This is a genomic window from Burkholderia sp. MSMB1072 (assembly GCF_001524725.1).
In the GTDB taxonomy this organism is placed as follows: Bacteria; Pseudomonadota; Gammaproteobacteria; order Burkholderiales; family Burkholderiaceae; genus Burkholderia.
In genome coordinates this window covers 23,404-37,456 of the sequence record NZ_LOYC01000019.1, presented here as the reverse complement: position 1 = coordinate 37,456, position 14,053 = coordinate 23,404, and the positions used below count along the sequence as shown (strand labels likewise).

Sequence of the window (14,053 nt, the reverse complement as noted above, 5' to 3'; positions counted from 1 at the left end):
ACATCAAGGACCCGACGCAGAACATCGTGTGGGTCACGCCCGAAGGCGGCGGCGGGCCGAATTACCCGAACATGTAACGCAACGCATCCCCGCGCCCCGCGGGCGCGAACGAACCGGAGTGAGACGATGAGCAATGCAGCGAAGGAAGTCGTGGTGGTGAGCGGTGTCCGTACCGCGATCGGCGATTTCGGCGGGAGCCTGAAGGATTTCTCGCCGACCGACCTCGGCGCGAAGGTCGTCGCCGAAGTGCTGGCGCGCGCGAGCGTGCCGGGCGACGCGGTCGGGCATGTCGTGTTCGGCCACGTCGTGAACACCGAGCCGAAGGACATGTATCTCGCGCGCGTCGCGGCGATCAACGGCGGCGTCGCGCAGCACACGCCGGCGCTCACCGTGAACCGCCTGTGCGGCTCGGGCCTGCAGGCGATCGTGTCGGCCGCGCAGACGATCATGCTCGGCGACGCCGACGTCGCGATCGGCGGCGGTTCGGAGAGCATGAGCCGCGCGCCGTACACCGTGCCGGCCGCGCGTTTCGGCCAGCGCATGGGCGATGCGAAACTCGTCGACATGATGCTCGGCGCGCTGCACGACCCGTTCCAGACGATCCACATGGGCGTGACGGCCGAGAACGTCGCACGCAAGTACGACATCTCGCGTGACGCGCAGGATGCGCTGGCGCTCGAGTCGCATCGTCGCGCGGCGCGCGCGATCGCGGAAGGGCGCTTCAAGGATCAGATCCTGCCGATCTCGATCCGCACGAAGAAGGGCGAAGTCGCGTTCAACACCGACGAGCACGTGCGGCACGACGCGAGCGCGGACGATTTCACGAAGCTCAAGCCTGTGTTCGTGAAGGAGAACGGCACCGTGACGGCCGGCAACGCATCGGGCATCAACGATGCGGCCGCCGCCGTGCTGATGATGAGCGCGGACGCCGCGCGCGCGCAGGGCGTGAAGCCGCTCGCGCGTCTCGTGTCGTATGCGCACGCGGGCGTCGATCCGGCGTACATGGGCATCGGTCCGGTGCCGGCCACGCAGAAGGCGCTTGAACGCGCGGGCCTGACGATCGCCGATCTCGACGTGATCGAAGCCAACGAGGCGTTCGCCGCACAGGCCTGCGCGGTCACGCAGGAGCTCGGCCTCGATCCCGCGAAGGTCAACCCGAACGGCTCGGGCATCTCGCTCGGTCACCCGATCGGCGCGACCGGCGCGCTGATCACGGTGAAGGCGCTGTACGAACTGAAGCGTATCGGCGGCCGTTACGCGCTCGTGACGATGTGTATCGGCGGCGGCCAGGGGATTGCCGCGATCTTCGAGAACATCTGATAATCGACCGCTCGGCATCCGAATACACAGGACATTTCATGGCCATCGAAACCGTCGGCGTCGTGGGCGCCGGAACCATGGGCAACGGCATTGCGCAAACCGCCGCCGTTGCAGGACTGAACGTGGTGATGATCGACGTCAGCGACGCCGCGCTCGACAAGGGTCTCGCGACGCTGAAGGGCAGCCTCGAGCGGCTCGTGTCGAAGGACAAGCTCGACGCGGCCGCACGCGATGCGGCGCTCGCGCGCATCGCGACGTCGACCGACTACGCGAAGCTCGCGGCGGTCGACATCGTGATCGAAGCGGCGACCGAGAACTTCGAGCTGAAGGGCCGCATCCTGAAGCAGATCGAGGCCGTCGCGCGCCCGGACGCGATCATCGCGACCAACACGTCGTCGATCTCGATCACCGCGCTCGCGGCGCCGCTCGCCGATCCGTCGCGTTTCCTCGGCATGCATTTCTTCAACCCGGTGCCGCTGATGCCGCTCGTCGAGATCATCCGCGGGCTGCAGACGAGCGACGCGACCGCGTCGGCCGTGCGCGCACTGACCGAGCGTTTCGACAAATCGCCGATCGGCGTGCGCAATTCGCCGGGCTTCGTCGTGAACCGGATCCTGGTGCCGATGATCAACGAAGCGTTCTTCGTGCTGGCCGAAGGCATCGCGTCGGCCGAGGAGATCGACGCGGGGATGAAGCTCGGCGCGAACCACCCGATCGGACCGCTCGCGCTGGCCGACCTCGTCGGGCTCGACGTGTGCCTCGCGGTGATGGACGTATTCCTGAAGGACTTCGGGGATCCGAAGTATCGTGCGTGCCCGCTGCTGCGCGAGATGGTGTCGGCGGGGCGGCTCGGGCGGAAGACGGGGCGTGGGGTGTACGACTACGGCAAGTAAGCGGCGCATCGGTGCCTCTTCGCGCGGCCGCCTTCGGGCGGCCGTGTGCATTGTGCGGCGCGCGCGGCGAGATTACGCGTCGAGTATCGACAGATCGCGCGGCAGCGCGCGCTTGAACATCGCCAGAAGCTGCCGCGCCGCCTTCGGCGGCAGCGTGATCGCATGGCGCACGGCCGCCGCGATCTGGATCATCATCAGTTCCGCGAATGCGCTGCGTTGCGCGCGGGTCGTGTCGGGCGCGACGTCTGCCAGCGCATTCGCGAACAGTCCGGCCAGGAATTCGCCGTCCGCGCGATCCAGTTCCTGCAGCGCGCGATCGGCCTGCGTCGCGCGCCAGATGTCGCGCATCAGCGGCTCGTCGACGAACATCCGGTAATAGCTGTCCGTGATGCGTGCAAGCGTGCCGTGCAGATCGTCGAGCGTCTTCATCGTGGCGAGATCGCGCCGCACGCAGTCGTGGCCAACCTCGTTGTAGCGCTCCGCGAGCGTGCCGATCACGGCCGTCTTGTCCGGAAAGTACTGATACAGCGACCCGAACGAAATGCCCGTGCGTTCGACGATGTCGCTCATCCGGAACGCGTCGCAGCCTTTCTCGATCATCACTTCCGATGCGCATGCAAGGATGCGCTCGAACCGCTCGCGGCTGCGCTGCTGCGTCGGTACCAGCCGCGCCCGCGCCGGCGCGTCCGCCGCCGCGGCGGGCTCGTCGCTCTGCCCCGATTTTTGCCGGCCCATGCCGCCTCCTGAAAAACTTGACGTTATTAATGCGAGAGTCTATCGTGTTTTTAAAACGCGAGACATTCTCGTGTTTTTCCATGAAGGAGACGCGCATGTCGGCACTTCCCATCCTCATCGTCGGCGGTTCGGGCAAGACGGGCGCCCGCGTCGATGCCCGGCTGCGCATGCGCGGCCTCGCGACGCGACCGGTGTCGCGCACGTCGGCGGTCCGCTTCGACTGGACGGCACCCGAAACCTGGCCGGCCGCGCTCGATGGCGTGTCGGCCGCTTATGTGACCTACCAGCCCGATCTGGCCGTCGAAGGCGCGGTGGACGCGATCGCCGGATTTGCGCGGCTCGCGCGGGAGCGCGGCGTCGAGCGCGTGGTGCTGCTGTCCGGGCGGGGCGAGCCGCGTGCGCAGGCCGCCGAGGCTGCGCTGCAGGCGTCGGGCGTAGGCTGGGGTGTCGTGCGTGCAAGCTGGTTCAACCAGAACTTCTCCGAAGGCTATCTGCTCGACGGCGTGCTGGCCGGCGAAGTCGCGTTGCCGGCCGGCGCGGTGCCCGAGCCGTTCGTCGATGCGGACGACATCGCGGACGTGGCCGTGGCCGCGCTCACCGATGCGCGGTTCGCGGACCGCGTGATCGAGGTCACGGGCCCGCGCGCACTGACGTTCGCCGAAGCGGTCGGCGAAATCGCACGGGCTGCCGGGCGGCCGATCGCCTATCGCGAGATTGCGCACGATGCGTTCGTCGCGGGGCTGCGCGAGGTCGGCGTACCGGCGCCGGTCGTCGCGCTGCTCGACGACCTGTTCGACGTGGTGCTCGACGGGCGCAACAGCGCGGTGACACAGGGCGTCGAGGCCACGCTCGGGCGCCCGGCGCGCGATTTCGCCGACTATGCGCGTACGGCCGCCGCGACCGGCGTGTGGAACGCCCGACCATGATCGCGTTCGTGACTTCGGCGTTGTTGTGGGGTTCCGCCGTTGGCTGCGGGCTGATGGCCGGCGTGTACTTCGCATTTTCGGCGTTCGTGATGACGTCGCTCGGGCGGCTCGCGCCGCCGGCCGGCGCGGCCGCGATGAACGCGATCAACGTCGACATCGTGCGTTCGTCGTTCATGCCGCTGTTCCTCGGCACGACACCGATGGCGCTCGCGCTCGTCGTGATCGCGCTGTTCGATCGCGACTCGCCGGGCGCGATGGCGGCGCTCGCCGGCGGCGTGCTGTACGTGTTCGGCATGTTCGCGGTGACGATGGCCGTCAACGTACCGCTCAACGACGGGCTCGCCGCGGCCGATCCGGCCACGACGCACGGCGCGGCGCTGTGGGCGCGCTACCTGCACGACTGGACGAGGTGGAATCACGTGCGCACGGTGGCGTCGGCGGCCGCGTGCGCCTGCTTCATCGTGGCGATTGCGGCGCGGTAGCGGTCGCGCCGCCGTTACGCATAAAACGCCGACGGCGACATCCCGAAGTGCCGCTTGAACATCGCGGAGAACGCGCAGTGGCTGCTGTGGCCGACGATTCACTCGGGCTCGGGTTCGTGCATCCGTTGCCGCGACACGTTCAACCAACGCGCGATCCTGCCGCCCGCGAGTTGCCACTCGAACGGATTGCGGAAGTCGAAGGTGTACAGCTCGCGTCGAAGATACGGCCAGCACCCACGTAGACCCCGGGACACCCGCGAGCGCTCGATGCGCGAGGGTCGCCACGTGTCGTGCCACGGAAAGTTCGTCGCCATACCCGAGCGCCGTCGCGGTAACCGGAAATTGAGCGCATACGCGTACCGCGGCTGGTCCGAGAAGTTTGCCCCCGCGGCATGCAGCGTGCGCCCCGCATGCACGGTGCAGTCTCCCGGCATCAACGGACACGCCACGGCGCGCGCCGGATCGAATCCGCCGACACACTCGAGTCCATGGGCGGTCACGTCGCCCCCGAGCGGTGCATGCGGAAGGACGTCGTACAGATGCGACCCGGGGATGAACTGCATGCACCCGTTGTCGATCGACACGGCTTGTAACGGAATCCAGAAGTTGACTTCGCGATGGTCGATGCGCGCGTCGGTAAATGCGTCGTCCTGATGCCACGGCGTCACGGTGTCCGTATGCGACTGCTTCAGGAAAAAACTATCACCGGCGAAACGAACGTTCGGGCCGAGCAGCGTCTTGGCGATATCGAACGCGGCGCGGCGGATACGGAGCCTCGATAGCCGACGCTCGAAATAGGATGCCCAGTGGAGTTGGAGAAGTTGAGGGTCGAAATCGCGCCCGTTCGACTCGGGATAGAAATCGAACATCAGGCCCTCGGCGTAGCCCGTGCGGCCGCCGAGCAGACGATGGCCGATTTCGCGCAAGTCTTCGATCTCCGAGATGTCGATCAGCCCGTTGATGACCGCAAAGCCGTCGTGATGGAACCGGGACCGAAGATTGGCTTGCATTGGAGCCCTGACGATGAGTTCACGGATCGCGAAGCGATGCAGACGGCCTCTGACTTGTCGATTTTCGTATTTTCGCGCGGGACGCTTCTGTTCGATATCTTACGTTGATTGCCGACGGCGGAGCAGTCCGACGAGTCGTACGACAAGGGCGACGCCGCACGGTCCGGCTCGCGCGAGGTATTTCGACGGCCGGTCTTGACGCGTGATGCACGTGCGCGAAGGCCGGCCGTTCTCGCGTCAGTACCCCGACCCGCCGCCGCCCTGATCCGTGACGATCGCCACTCCCGAACTCGTGCCGAGCCGGGTCGCGCCGGCCTCGAGCATCGCGAGCGCGGCCGCGCGGTCGCGCACGCCGCCCGACGCCTTCACGCCGAGCGTCGGCCCGACCGTGCGGCGCATCAGCGCGACATCCGCGAGCGTCGCGCCGCCATGGCCGAACCCGGTCGACGTCTTCACGAACGCGACGCCGAGCTCGCGGCACATCTCGCACACGCGCACCTTCTCGTCGTCGGTCAACAATCCCGTTTCGAGGATCACCTTGAGCGGCACCGTGCCGCAGGCGCGGTGCACGGCGTCGATGTCGGCCTTCACGTCGTCGGCGCGGCCGCTTTTCAGCGCGCCGATGTTGATCACCATGTCGATCTCGCCGGCGCCCGCCGCGATCGCGGCGGTAGCTTCGAATGCCTTCGCGGCGGATAGCCCCGCGCCGAGCGGAAAGCCGACCACGGCACAGACGAGCACGCCGGTATCGGCCAACTCGCGCGCGGCAAGCGGCACGTTCGCCGAATTCACGCAGACCGAGTAAAAGCGATGCTCGGCCGCCTGGCGGCAGAGTTCGCGGATCTGCGCGTCGCTCGCGTCGGGCGCAAGCAGCGTGTGATCGATGGTTTGGGCGAGTTGGGCGTTGGAAAGCGGCATGTGTCAGGACTCCACGGATCGTGTGCGGAAAGGGCACACGGAAAGTTGATGTTTTCACATCGGTTTGTTACAAATACGACATTCCGGCCGGGCCTGCGCGCCCGGCACGACGAGCGACTCACGCGACGGGCACGCAGGATACAGGCATGGAAACAAAGAAGGGCGAACGGATCAAGACATTGATGAACGTGCTGCAAGGGCAGAACGCGATTCATCTGCGGGAAGTCGCCGAGCTGTTCGGCGTGTCCGAAATGACGATCCGCCGCGATCTCGCGGACAACCCGCATGGCCTCAGCCTGATCGGCGGCTACGTGACGCGCCATTTCGCCGCGCAGCGCAGCGACATCGGCGAATACCTGATCAGCGCCGAGAACAACCGGCAGACCGAGGAAAAGCGCCGTATCGGCAAGCTGGCCGCGCAGTTCGTGACGACCGGCGACACGATCTTCGTCGACTGCGGGTCGACCACGCCGTTCGTCGTCGATTTCATTCCGGACGACCTCGAATTCACGGCGGTCTGCAATTCGCTGAACGTGTTCGCGAAGCTGCAGCAAAAGCCGCATTGCAACGTGATCCTGTGCGGCGGCGCGTATCACCGCCAGAACATGGTGTTCGAATCGGTCGCCGAAACGGGCATCCTCGATTCGGTGCGCGTGTCGAAGGCGTTCATCTCGGCGGCCGGCGTGAGCGATCGCTGCGGCGTCACGTGCTTCAACTTCCACGAAGTCGATGCGAAGAAGAAGGTGATGGCGCGCGCGCAGAACCGCTTCCTGCTGGTCGATCACACGAAGTTCGACGAAGTGCGCGCGGCCTATTTCGCCGAACTGACCGATTTCAACTACGTGATCTCCGACGGGCAACTGAGCCGCCGCTACGAAACCGCGATCCGCGAACACGGGATCGCGCTCGTGACCTGATGCGGCGCGCGCGTGCAGCGCGCCGGGCGTCGCGCTATTCATCGCGTCAGGCATCGCGCGCTTCCGCCGCGCTCAAGTAGCCGGTGACCACCTCGAAGCGGCGCGACGCACCCGGCGCCAGCGCCGCGACGTGACCCTTGCGGCGTTCGGCTTCGTAACCTTCCGGCTCGCAGGTCGACGGCAGCGCGAACGCGGCGACCTGCTGATCCGCGTTGTGCAGGATCCAGCGCGTCGCATGCGGGAATTGCGCGGGGCGGTACGCGGTGTGGAACGCGCCGCCGTCCGGATGCGCGAGCCGGAAATGCGCGACGCCGTCGGCATCCGCTTGCACGTCGTTCATGAAGAACACGATCTCCGGGTCGTACAGCGCGGGCGCATCGAGCGTCGCGAGCCGCGCCGGTTCGCGCGCGAGCGTGGCCGTGTAGTTGCGCCACGCAGCGGTCGGCTTCACGTGCGCGGGCACGCTGTCGCGCAGCCGCATGCCGCCGTGCGGGAGCGATTGCACGAAGCGGCCGCCCGGCACGTACGCGTAATTCAGGTGGGCCATGTACATCAGGTCCATCGGCGCGCCGCCGAGATTCGTCACCTCCATCGCGATCGTCATCCGCGCATCGTGCTCCGTCAGCCGCACCGACGGACGCGCGACGTAGTGGCTGCCGAAGCCCTGCACGTACTCGTATTCTCCCGTCACTTCGACCATGGCGCCGCGCGCATCCGTGCCGACGATCAGGCTCGCGCGATCCATCGGCGCGCACGGCATCTCGCCGTGCAGCGCGTGCGTGTCGTCCGGCCCCGGGCAGCCGTTGCGCAGCAGCCCGCTGTGGAACATGAAGCAGCCGTAGGTATCGACGATCGACGTCGCGCGCCTCGGCTGCCGGAACATGTGCTTCATCGTCAGGTCGCGGCCGTCGAATTCGGCGGCCCAGATCATCTGGCCGAGATACGGCAGCACGACGAGATGGCCGCGGCGGTTTTCGAGCTTCAGCGCCTCGACGCCGGACGGATACGCGAACGCGGTGACGGCGATGCCGTCGGTGCGATACAGCGTGCGCGGTGCTTCGCGGAAGTCGTCGCGCCGCAGTTCGATCTCGCCGCGCATGGTCAGGCTCCCGACGTGCGGCGCGTCGCGGCGTAGCGCGCGGACGCAGGCCCGTCGGCCGCCGCGTCGGGCGTTGCCGCCGGCAGATGACGCAGGCAGTAGAAGCCGTAGTAGACGATCACGACGAAGCATGCGAGCGGCACGACGAACGCGAGCTGCATGTTGCCGCCCGTGTGATCGGAGATCAGCCCCTGGATCAGCGGCACGACCGCGCCGCCGACGATGCTCATCACGAGGATCGAGCCGCCGTATTCGGTGTCCTTGCCGAGGCCGTCGATCGTCAGCCCGTAGATCGTCGGCCAGCACGGGCCGAGGAAGATGCTCACGCACACGGCTGCATACACGGCCGTGATGTTGTGCACGCTGATCGTGTATGCAAGCAGCGCGATGCACAGGATGCCGTAGACGATCAGCACCTTGGCCGGGCCGACGCGCTTCATCACGAGTGTTGCGACCAGCTTGCCGACGAAGAACGCGAAGAAGGTCGCGAGCAGGTAGCGCGACGCGCCGCGCTCGGTGAGGCCGCCGATCTGCATCGCGAGCCGGATCGTGAAGCTCCACACGCCGACCTGCGCGCCGACGTACAGGAATTGCGCGACCACGCCCGCGACGAAGCGCCGGTTGCCGAACAGGCGCGCGAGCGTGCCGCGCGCGTCGATCCGGTGCGTGACCGTGCTCGCGCCGTTGCCCTTGCACGCCGGGTACGGCGTGAGCGCGAACACGACGAACACGGCGGCGAGCACGACGATCAGCCACTTGTACGGTTCGAGCGTGGCCTGAATCATCGCGAGCTGGTGCGTGTGGGCTTCGGCGGCCGACATCGCCGCGAGCTGCGCATGCGACGCGTCCCCTTCCTTGAAGATCAGGAAGCTGCCCATGTAGACGCCGGCCATCGCGCCGAACGGATAGAACGTCTGCGAGATGTTCAGCCGCCGCGTGCTGGTGTCGCGCGGGCCCATCAGCGTCGAATACGAGTTCGACGCCGTTTCGAGGAACGACAGGCCCGCGGCGATCACGAACAGCGCGACGAGGAACATCCCGTACTTCGCCATCGACGCGGCCGGGAAGAACAGCAGGCAGCCGGTCGTGTAGAGCAGCAGGCCGACGAGGATCGTCGTCTTGTAGCTGAACTTCTTCACGACGGTCGCGGCCGGAATCGCGAGGAAGAAGTAGCCGAGATAGAACGCCGACTGCACGAACGCCGATTCGAAATCGGACAGGAAGAACGATTTCTTGAACTGCGCGATCAGCACGTCGTTCAGGTTCGCGGCCGTGCCCCACAGCGCGAACAGGCAGCACAGCAGCGTAAACGCGAAGAGCGGCGTGCGATTCAGGTAATAGCCGTCGGGTGTGTGTTCGATCCGGGTTCGGCTCATGGGTGTCTCCTTCCCAATGTCTCGTCGATGAAGGCGCCGGTCAGAAGCCGGCGTCGCGGAGGAAGCGTTCGAACGTCGCGGCGTCGGCGTACGACTTCTGCGTGCCGAGGCCCGTGACCGAATGCGCGGCGTAGGCGGACGCGTAACGCATCGCGTCGACGGCGTCGCGCGACGCGGCATAGCAGCGCGCGAAGCAGCCGATATACGCATCGCCGGCGCCCGTCGTATCGCGCGCGTCGACCGGCACGCCCGGCACGTGGCGCGCGCCGTCGCGCGACACCAGCAGCGAACCCTTGTCGCCGAGCGTGACGAGCACGTGCTTGAGCCCGCGCGCGACCAGCGCTTCGGCGGCACGGGTCGCGCTGTCGCGCGAATCGACCGGCATGCCCGACACGATTGCGAGCTCGGTCTCGTTCGGCACGAAGAATTCGACGGAACGGATGCGCTCGAAATCGAGGTCGGCGACGGCCGGGGCCGGGTTCAGCAACACGGGAATGCCGTGCCGTGCGCCGAATTCGATCGCGTGATAGACGGTGTCGAGCTCGATTTCGAGTTGCAGCACGATCAGCGCGCAGTCGGCGAGCATCGGCGCGGCCGCATCGATGTCGGCCGGTTGCAGATGGCGGTTCGCGCCTTTGACGATCAGGATGCTGTTGCTCGAATCGGGCTCGACGAAGATCGGCGCGACGCCGCTGGGCACGCCGGCGACCTTGCGCACGTGCGTGGTGTCGATGCCTTCGCGCTCGAAGTTGCGGATCGTGGTGTCGGCGAACACGTCGTCGCCGACCTTCGTGACCATCACGACGCGCGCGCCGAGGCGCGCGGCCGCGACGGCCTGGTTCGCGCCCTTGCCGCCGCAGCCGAGCTCGAAGTTCGGCGCCTCGAGCGTTTCGCCCCGGGCGGGCATGCGCGTGACATAGGTCACGAGGTCGACCATGTTGCTGCCGATGACGGCGATCGTCTCCATCTGCGTCTCTTCCTTGGTATGGGGTGCGCCGCGCGCGCGTGGTCGGCGGCGGCTCGTGAGTGTGATAATAAAATCACATTAAATGTGAAAATGCAATCCTATGATGTTAGGAGGGTCACTTGTGGGGGCGGGCATCCGGCCGGACGAATGGTTCGTTCCGCCGCGTTGGAGCGGGTTCGGATTCATCGGGGGAGCGCTGGGAGTCGTTACGCGAACGATGCCGCGTTCTCGGATTTTCGTTGCGCGGCGCGATGCGAGCCATGTCGCGCGCTTCGCGGCCGTACGCCAGGATGACCGGCCGATTACCGTTTTGTCATCTACGTCGTTCGCGCCTGCACGGTGAGCGGCCGCGTCGCCGTTTCCGGGTAACATCGCCCGATGTCCCCATGCAAGCGACGGAGCCGGCCATGCGCATCCTGATAGTCGAAGACGAACCGAAGACGGGCGCGTACCTGAAGAAGGGGCTCGAGGAATCGGGCTTCAGCGTCGATCTCGCGAAGGACGGCGGCGAGGGGCTGACGCTCGCGCAGGAAGAGCATTACGACGTGATCGTGCTCGACGTGATGCTGCCCGTGCTCGACGGCTGGGGCGTGCTCAAGCGGCTGCGCGACACGCACACGACGCCGGTGCTGTTCCTGACCGCGCGCGACGACGTGCAGGACCGCGTGCACGGGCTCGAACTCGGCGCCGACGACTATCTCGTGAAACCGTTCGCGTTCGTCGAACTGCTCGCCCGCATCCGCACGCTCGCGCGTCGCGGGCCGCCGCGCGAGACCGAACGCCTGACGGTCGGCGATCTGGACATCGACGTGGTGCGCCGCCGCGTGAAGCGCGGCGCCACGCGGATCGACCTCACGCCGCGCGAATTCTCGCTGCTGCAACTGCTCGCGCGCCGGCAAGGCGAGGTGCTGAGCCGGACGCAGATCGCATCGTACGTGTGGGACATGAATTTCGACAGCGACACCAACGTGGTCGAGGTCGCGATCCGGCGCCTGCGCGCGAAGATCGACGACGCGTTCCCGGTCAAGCTGATCCATACCGTGCGCGGCGTCGGCTACGTGCTCGAACCGAAGGACGACGCATGACGCGCCCGCGCTCGCTGGCCGCGACGCTCGCGCTCGCGTTCGCCGCGACCACGCTCGCCGCGTTCGCGCTCGTCGGCGCGTACGTGTATGCGGGCCTCGAGCGGCAGGTGAATACGCAGGACGACCTCGACATCGTGCTGGCCGCGCGTCACACGCGCCGGCTCGCGGGCGAGCTCGAGTCGCTCGATGCGGTTCGCGCGCACGCGGAGCGGCTGACGAGCCAGGTGCTGGGCAACGAGGCGCTGTCGATGGCCGCCGTCGATGCGCGGGGCGACGTGCTCGCACGTCACAACGTCCGGCTCGCCGCGCCCGACGATGCGCCTGCGGCCGCATCCGCTCCGCTGGCCGACGCGCAATTGTTCGCGCCGCACGCGGTGCCGGTTCCCGCGAACGACCGGATCACGGCCGACCGGCTCGTCACGTGGACCGCCGGCGGCGGCACTCCGATGCGCGGCGTCGTGATCGAGGCCACGCTCGGCGACCGCACGCCGATCCGCATCGCGATCGCCCGCAACATGCGCGACCGGGCCGATCTGCTCGACGGTTACCGCGACCGGCTCAAGCTCGCCGGCGGGCTCGGCGCGCTGTTCGCGCTGCTGCTCGGCTACTGGCTGATCCGCACGGCGCTCGCGCCGCTGCGCGAGATCGTCGACAACACCGGCCGGATCACGGTCGACAAGCTCGACACGCGGCTCGATGCGTCGCGCGCGCCGCCCGAGTTGCGCGCGCTCGTCGATGCGCAGAATGCGATGCTCGGCCGCCTGCAGCAGGCGTTCGCGCATCTGTCGCAATTCAGCGCCGATCTCGCGCACGACCTGCGCACGCCGCTGAACAACATGCGCGGCGCCACCGAAGTCGCGCTCGCGCGGCCGCGTTCGGCAGACGAGTACCAGGCGCTGCTCGAATCGAATCTCGAGGAATACGATCGTCTCGCGCGGATGATCGAGAACGTGCTGTTTCTCGCGCGTGCCGAGCATCCGAGCTTCGTCACCCGGCAGCGCGCGTTCGACGTGCGCGACGAACTCGAGCGCATCGCGGAGTATTTCGAGGGGCTTGCCGACGAAGCGGGCTCGACGTTGCGCGTCGAAGGGCAGGGGCAGTTGACCGCCGATGTCGAGCTGTTCCGCCGCGCCGTCGGCAACCTGCTCGCGAACGCGTTGCGTTACACGCCCGCCGGCGGCGTCATCACGCTGAGCGTGGATGAAGCCGCCGATGCGGTGCGCGTCGTCGTCGCGAATCCGGGCGAGCCGATCGATCGCGCGCTGCTGCCCCGGATCTTCGACCGGTTCGTGCGCGGCGATCCCGCCCGCAGCGGCGGTGCGCCGGGTGGCACGGCCGGGCTCGGCCTTGCGATCGTGCGCTCGGTGATGGAACTCCACGGCGGTACCGCGCAGGTCGAAAGCGACACGCTCGGCACGCGTTTCACGCTTACGTTTAACCGGCTGGCGGCAGTGTGACGGTGGGTGCGGCGGCCATGCCGCCCGTCGCCTCGGCAACGCTGCCGATGGTGCTGCCGGCTTTGCGGGCGCGATTGCACGTGTCGCGACAGCGGATTGTCGATCCGTGCCGGCCGGCCGGGGCGGCGTCGGCTTGTCTGGCTCACCCATCAAGAATTCGATTGCGTCGTGCAGATCATGGCGAGCTTCAATCACAGGGGATGCGTGGACGGGCTCTTCGTGTCGGCCAAAGTGGAGATAGCTGTCGTGCGATTCAACGATGGCTTCGTGCGCTGCCTCAAGAACATGATCCGGATACGGCGCGAACGCTTCCCATTCGTCGTCTTCATCGACATCGGCGACGCGCGTGCCGGTGGTGCCACGAGCCGGAGGGCGCGTGATGGGGGGAGAGGGTGTGTCGGCCGGTCCTTGGTCGCGAGCCAATGGAAACCCACCGCGATCATGGCGACGAGCGCGAGGCCCAGCCCGATCAGCACAAAGGTAGGGGGATGAGAGATCACGGAAACTCCTGAGCGAAGTGCGCCGATGCGGAAATGCAGCGGCGGAGCAGCCGTAGTTGGGCGTGCTGCGTGTATGTGGTTGAAAAAAGTTGATTGCGGAACCGCGATTCGACCTCGTAATTCTGTCAGCGATTTTCGAGATGGTGGGTGAGGTAATATTCGCGCGGATTGCCGCGGTCAATACTGTTGATACTTGCGACTAACAGAATGCGCTGTTTAGTTTGCCGGACGGGATTGCCGTTCGGCGCGCTCATCGCCAATTCGAGTGCGGAGAGCTTTTCCAGGTAGTTCGTCGCTTCTTCTTAGCAACGCTTAACAGTTGTTGACGCTGTTCTATCAGATTTCGTGCGATGTTCGCATCCCGTGAG

The 14,053-nt window shown here is 66.9% G+C and carries 16 protein-coding genes; 9 read left to right on the top strand and 7 right to left on the bottom strand.

All coding sequences use genetic code 11. The features are described from left to right. The 3 genes from WS89_RS34920 to WS89_RS10840 all read left to right on the top strand — a co-directional run. A partial coding sequence (locus tag WS89_RS34920) for a 4Fe-4S dicluster domain-containing protein (RefSeq protein ID WP_133168007.1) occupies window positions 1-77 on the top strand: 77 nt, incomplete at its 5' end. A gap of 49 nt (window positions 78-126) precedes the next feature. Next, window positions 127-1,320: a beta-ketothiolase BktB gene (bktB, locus tag WS89_RS10845; RefSeq protein WP_059790944.1), complete on the top strand. Its 1,194-nt coding sequence runs from the start codon at window positions 127-129 to the stop codon at window positions 1,318-1,320. Window positions 1,321-1,358: 38 nt separating this feature from the next. Beyond that, the gene (locus tag WS89_RS10840; RefSeq protein WP_059790943.1) at window positions 1,359-2,213 is read left to right on the top strand and encodes a 3-hydroxybutyryl-CoA dehydrogenase; all 855 of its coding nucleotides are present in this window, start codon (window positions 1,359-1,361) and stop codon (window positions 2,211-2,213) included. A gap of 72 nt (window positions 2,214-2,285) precedes the next feature. On the opposite strand, the gene WS89_RS10835 is transcribed toward WS89_RS10840, so the two are convergent. Further along, entirely contained in the window at window positions 2,286-2,948 is a 663-nt protein-coding gene (locus tag WS89_RS10835) for a TetR/AcrR family transcriptional regulator (RefSeq protein WP_059790941.1), read from the bottom strand. Window positions 2,949-3,043: 95 nt separating this feature from the next. On the opposite strand from WS89_RS10835, the gene WS89_RS10830 reads away from it, so the two are divergent. After that, entirely contained in the window at window positions 3,044-3,874 is an 831-nt protein-coding gene (locus WS89_RS10830; RefSeq protein WP_059790949.1) for an NmrA family transcriptional regulator, read from the top strand. Beyond that, complete coding sequence (locus WS89_RS10825; RefSeq protein ID WP_059790951.1) at window positions 3,871-4,356, top strand: anthrone oxygenase family protein; 486 nt, start codon at window positions 3,871-3,873, stop codon at window positions 4,354-4,356. The genes WS89_RS10830 and WS89_RS10825 overlap by 4 nt, the downstream gene beginning before the upstream one ends. Before the next feature lie 98 nt (window positions 4,357-4,454). Here WS89_RS10825 and WS89_RS10820 read toward each other — a convergent pair whose 3' ends face one another. Both WS89_RS10820 and deoC read right to left on the bottom strand, forming a co-directional pair. Beyond that, window positions 4,455-5,366: a phytanoyl-CoA dioxygenase family protein gene (locus WS89_RS10820; protein ID WP_059790938.1), complete on the bottom strand. Its 912-nt coding sequence runs from the start codon at window positions 5,364-5,366 to the stop codon at window positions 4,455-4,457. A gap of 237 nt (window positions 5,367-5,603) precedes the next feature. Continuing rightward, window positions 5,604-6,284, bottom strand: a complete 681-nt coding sequence (gene deoC / locus WS89_RS10815) for a deoxyribose-phosphate aldolase (protein ID WP_059790936.1) — start codon at window positions 6,282-6,284, stop codon at window positions 5,604-5,606. A 146-nt stretch (window positions 6,285-6,430) separates the two neighbouring features. On the opposite strand from deoC, the gene deoR reads away from it, so the two are divergent. Continuing rightward, window positions 6,431-7,201: a DNA-binding transcriptional repressor DeoR gene (gene deoR, locus WS89_RS10810; RefSeq protein WP_034209379.1), complete on the top strand. Its 771-nt coding sequence runs from the start codon at window positions 6,431-6,433 to the stop codon at window positions 7,199-7,201. A 46-nt stretch (window positions 7,202-7,247) separates the two neighbouring features. On the opposite strand, the gene WS89_RS10805 is transcribed toward deoR, so the two are convergent. From WS89_RS10805 to rbsK, 3 genes are read right to left on the bottom strand one after another with little or no spacing between them, the layout of a single operon-like run. Continuing rightward, window positions 7,248-8,300, bottom strand: a complete 1,053-nt coding sequence (locus WS89_RS10805; RefSeq protein ID WP_059790934.1) for an aldose 1-epimerase family protein — start codon at window positions 8,298-8,300, stop codon at window positions 7,248-7,250. A gap of 2 nt (window positions 8,301-8,302) precedes the next feature. Further along, entirely contained in the window at window positions 8,303-9,676 is a 1,374-nt protein-coding gene (gene fucP, locus WS89_RS10800; RefSeq protein WP_059499801.1) for an L-fucose:H+ symporter permease, read from the bottom strand. 40 nt (window positions 9,677-9,716) lie between these two features. Beyond that, window positions 9,717-10,643, bottom strand: coding sequence for a ribokinase (gene rbsK, locus WS89_RS10795; protein WP_059790932.1), 927 nt, complete (start codon window positions 10,641-10,643; stop codon window positions 9,717-9,719). 407 nt (window positions 10,644-11,050) lie between these two features. Between rbsK and WS89_RS10790 the strand changes: the two genes are divergently transcribed. The 3 genes from WS89_RS10790 to WS89_RS33735 all read left to right on the top strand — a co-directional run bounded on the left by WS89_RS10790 (window position 11,051) and on the right by WS89_RS33735 (window position 13,677). Then, on the top strand, window positions 11,051-11,728 hold the full coding sequence (locus WS89_RS10790; RefSeq protein ID WP_059790947.1) for a heavy metal response regulator transcription factor: 678 nt from the start codon (window positions 11,051-11,053) through the stop codon (window positions 11,726-11,728). Then, a complete protein-coding gene (locus WS89_RS10785) occupies window positions 11,725-13,185 on the top strand; it encodes a heavy metal sensor histidine kinase (protein ID WP_059790930.1) in 1,461 nt (486 codons plus the stop codon). The genes WS89_RS10790 and WS89_RS10785 overlap by 4 nt, the downstream gene beginning before the upstream one ends. Window positions 13,186-13,281: 96 nt before the next feature. Beyond that, window positions 13,282-13,677, top strand: a complete 396-nt coding sequence (locus WS89_RS33735) for a hypothetical protein (protein WP_156440542.1) — start codon at window positions 13,282-13,284, stop codon at window positions 13,675-13,677. A 133-nt stretch (window positions 13,678-13,810) separates the two neighbouring features. Here the strand turns inward: WS89_RS33735 and WS89_RS34600 are convergent, their stop codons facing one another. Further along, window positions 13,811-13,939: a hypothetical protein gene (locus WS89_RS34600; protein WP_257127475.1), complete on the bottom strand. Its 129-nt coding sequence runs from the start codon at window positions 13,937-13,939 to the stop codon at window positions 13,811-13,813. Window positions 13,940-14,053 lie beyond the last annotated feature (114 nt).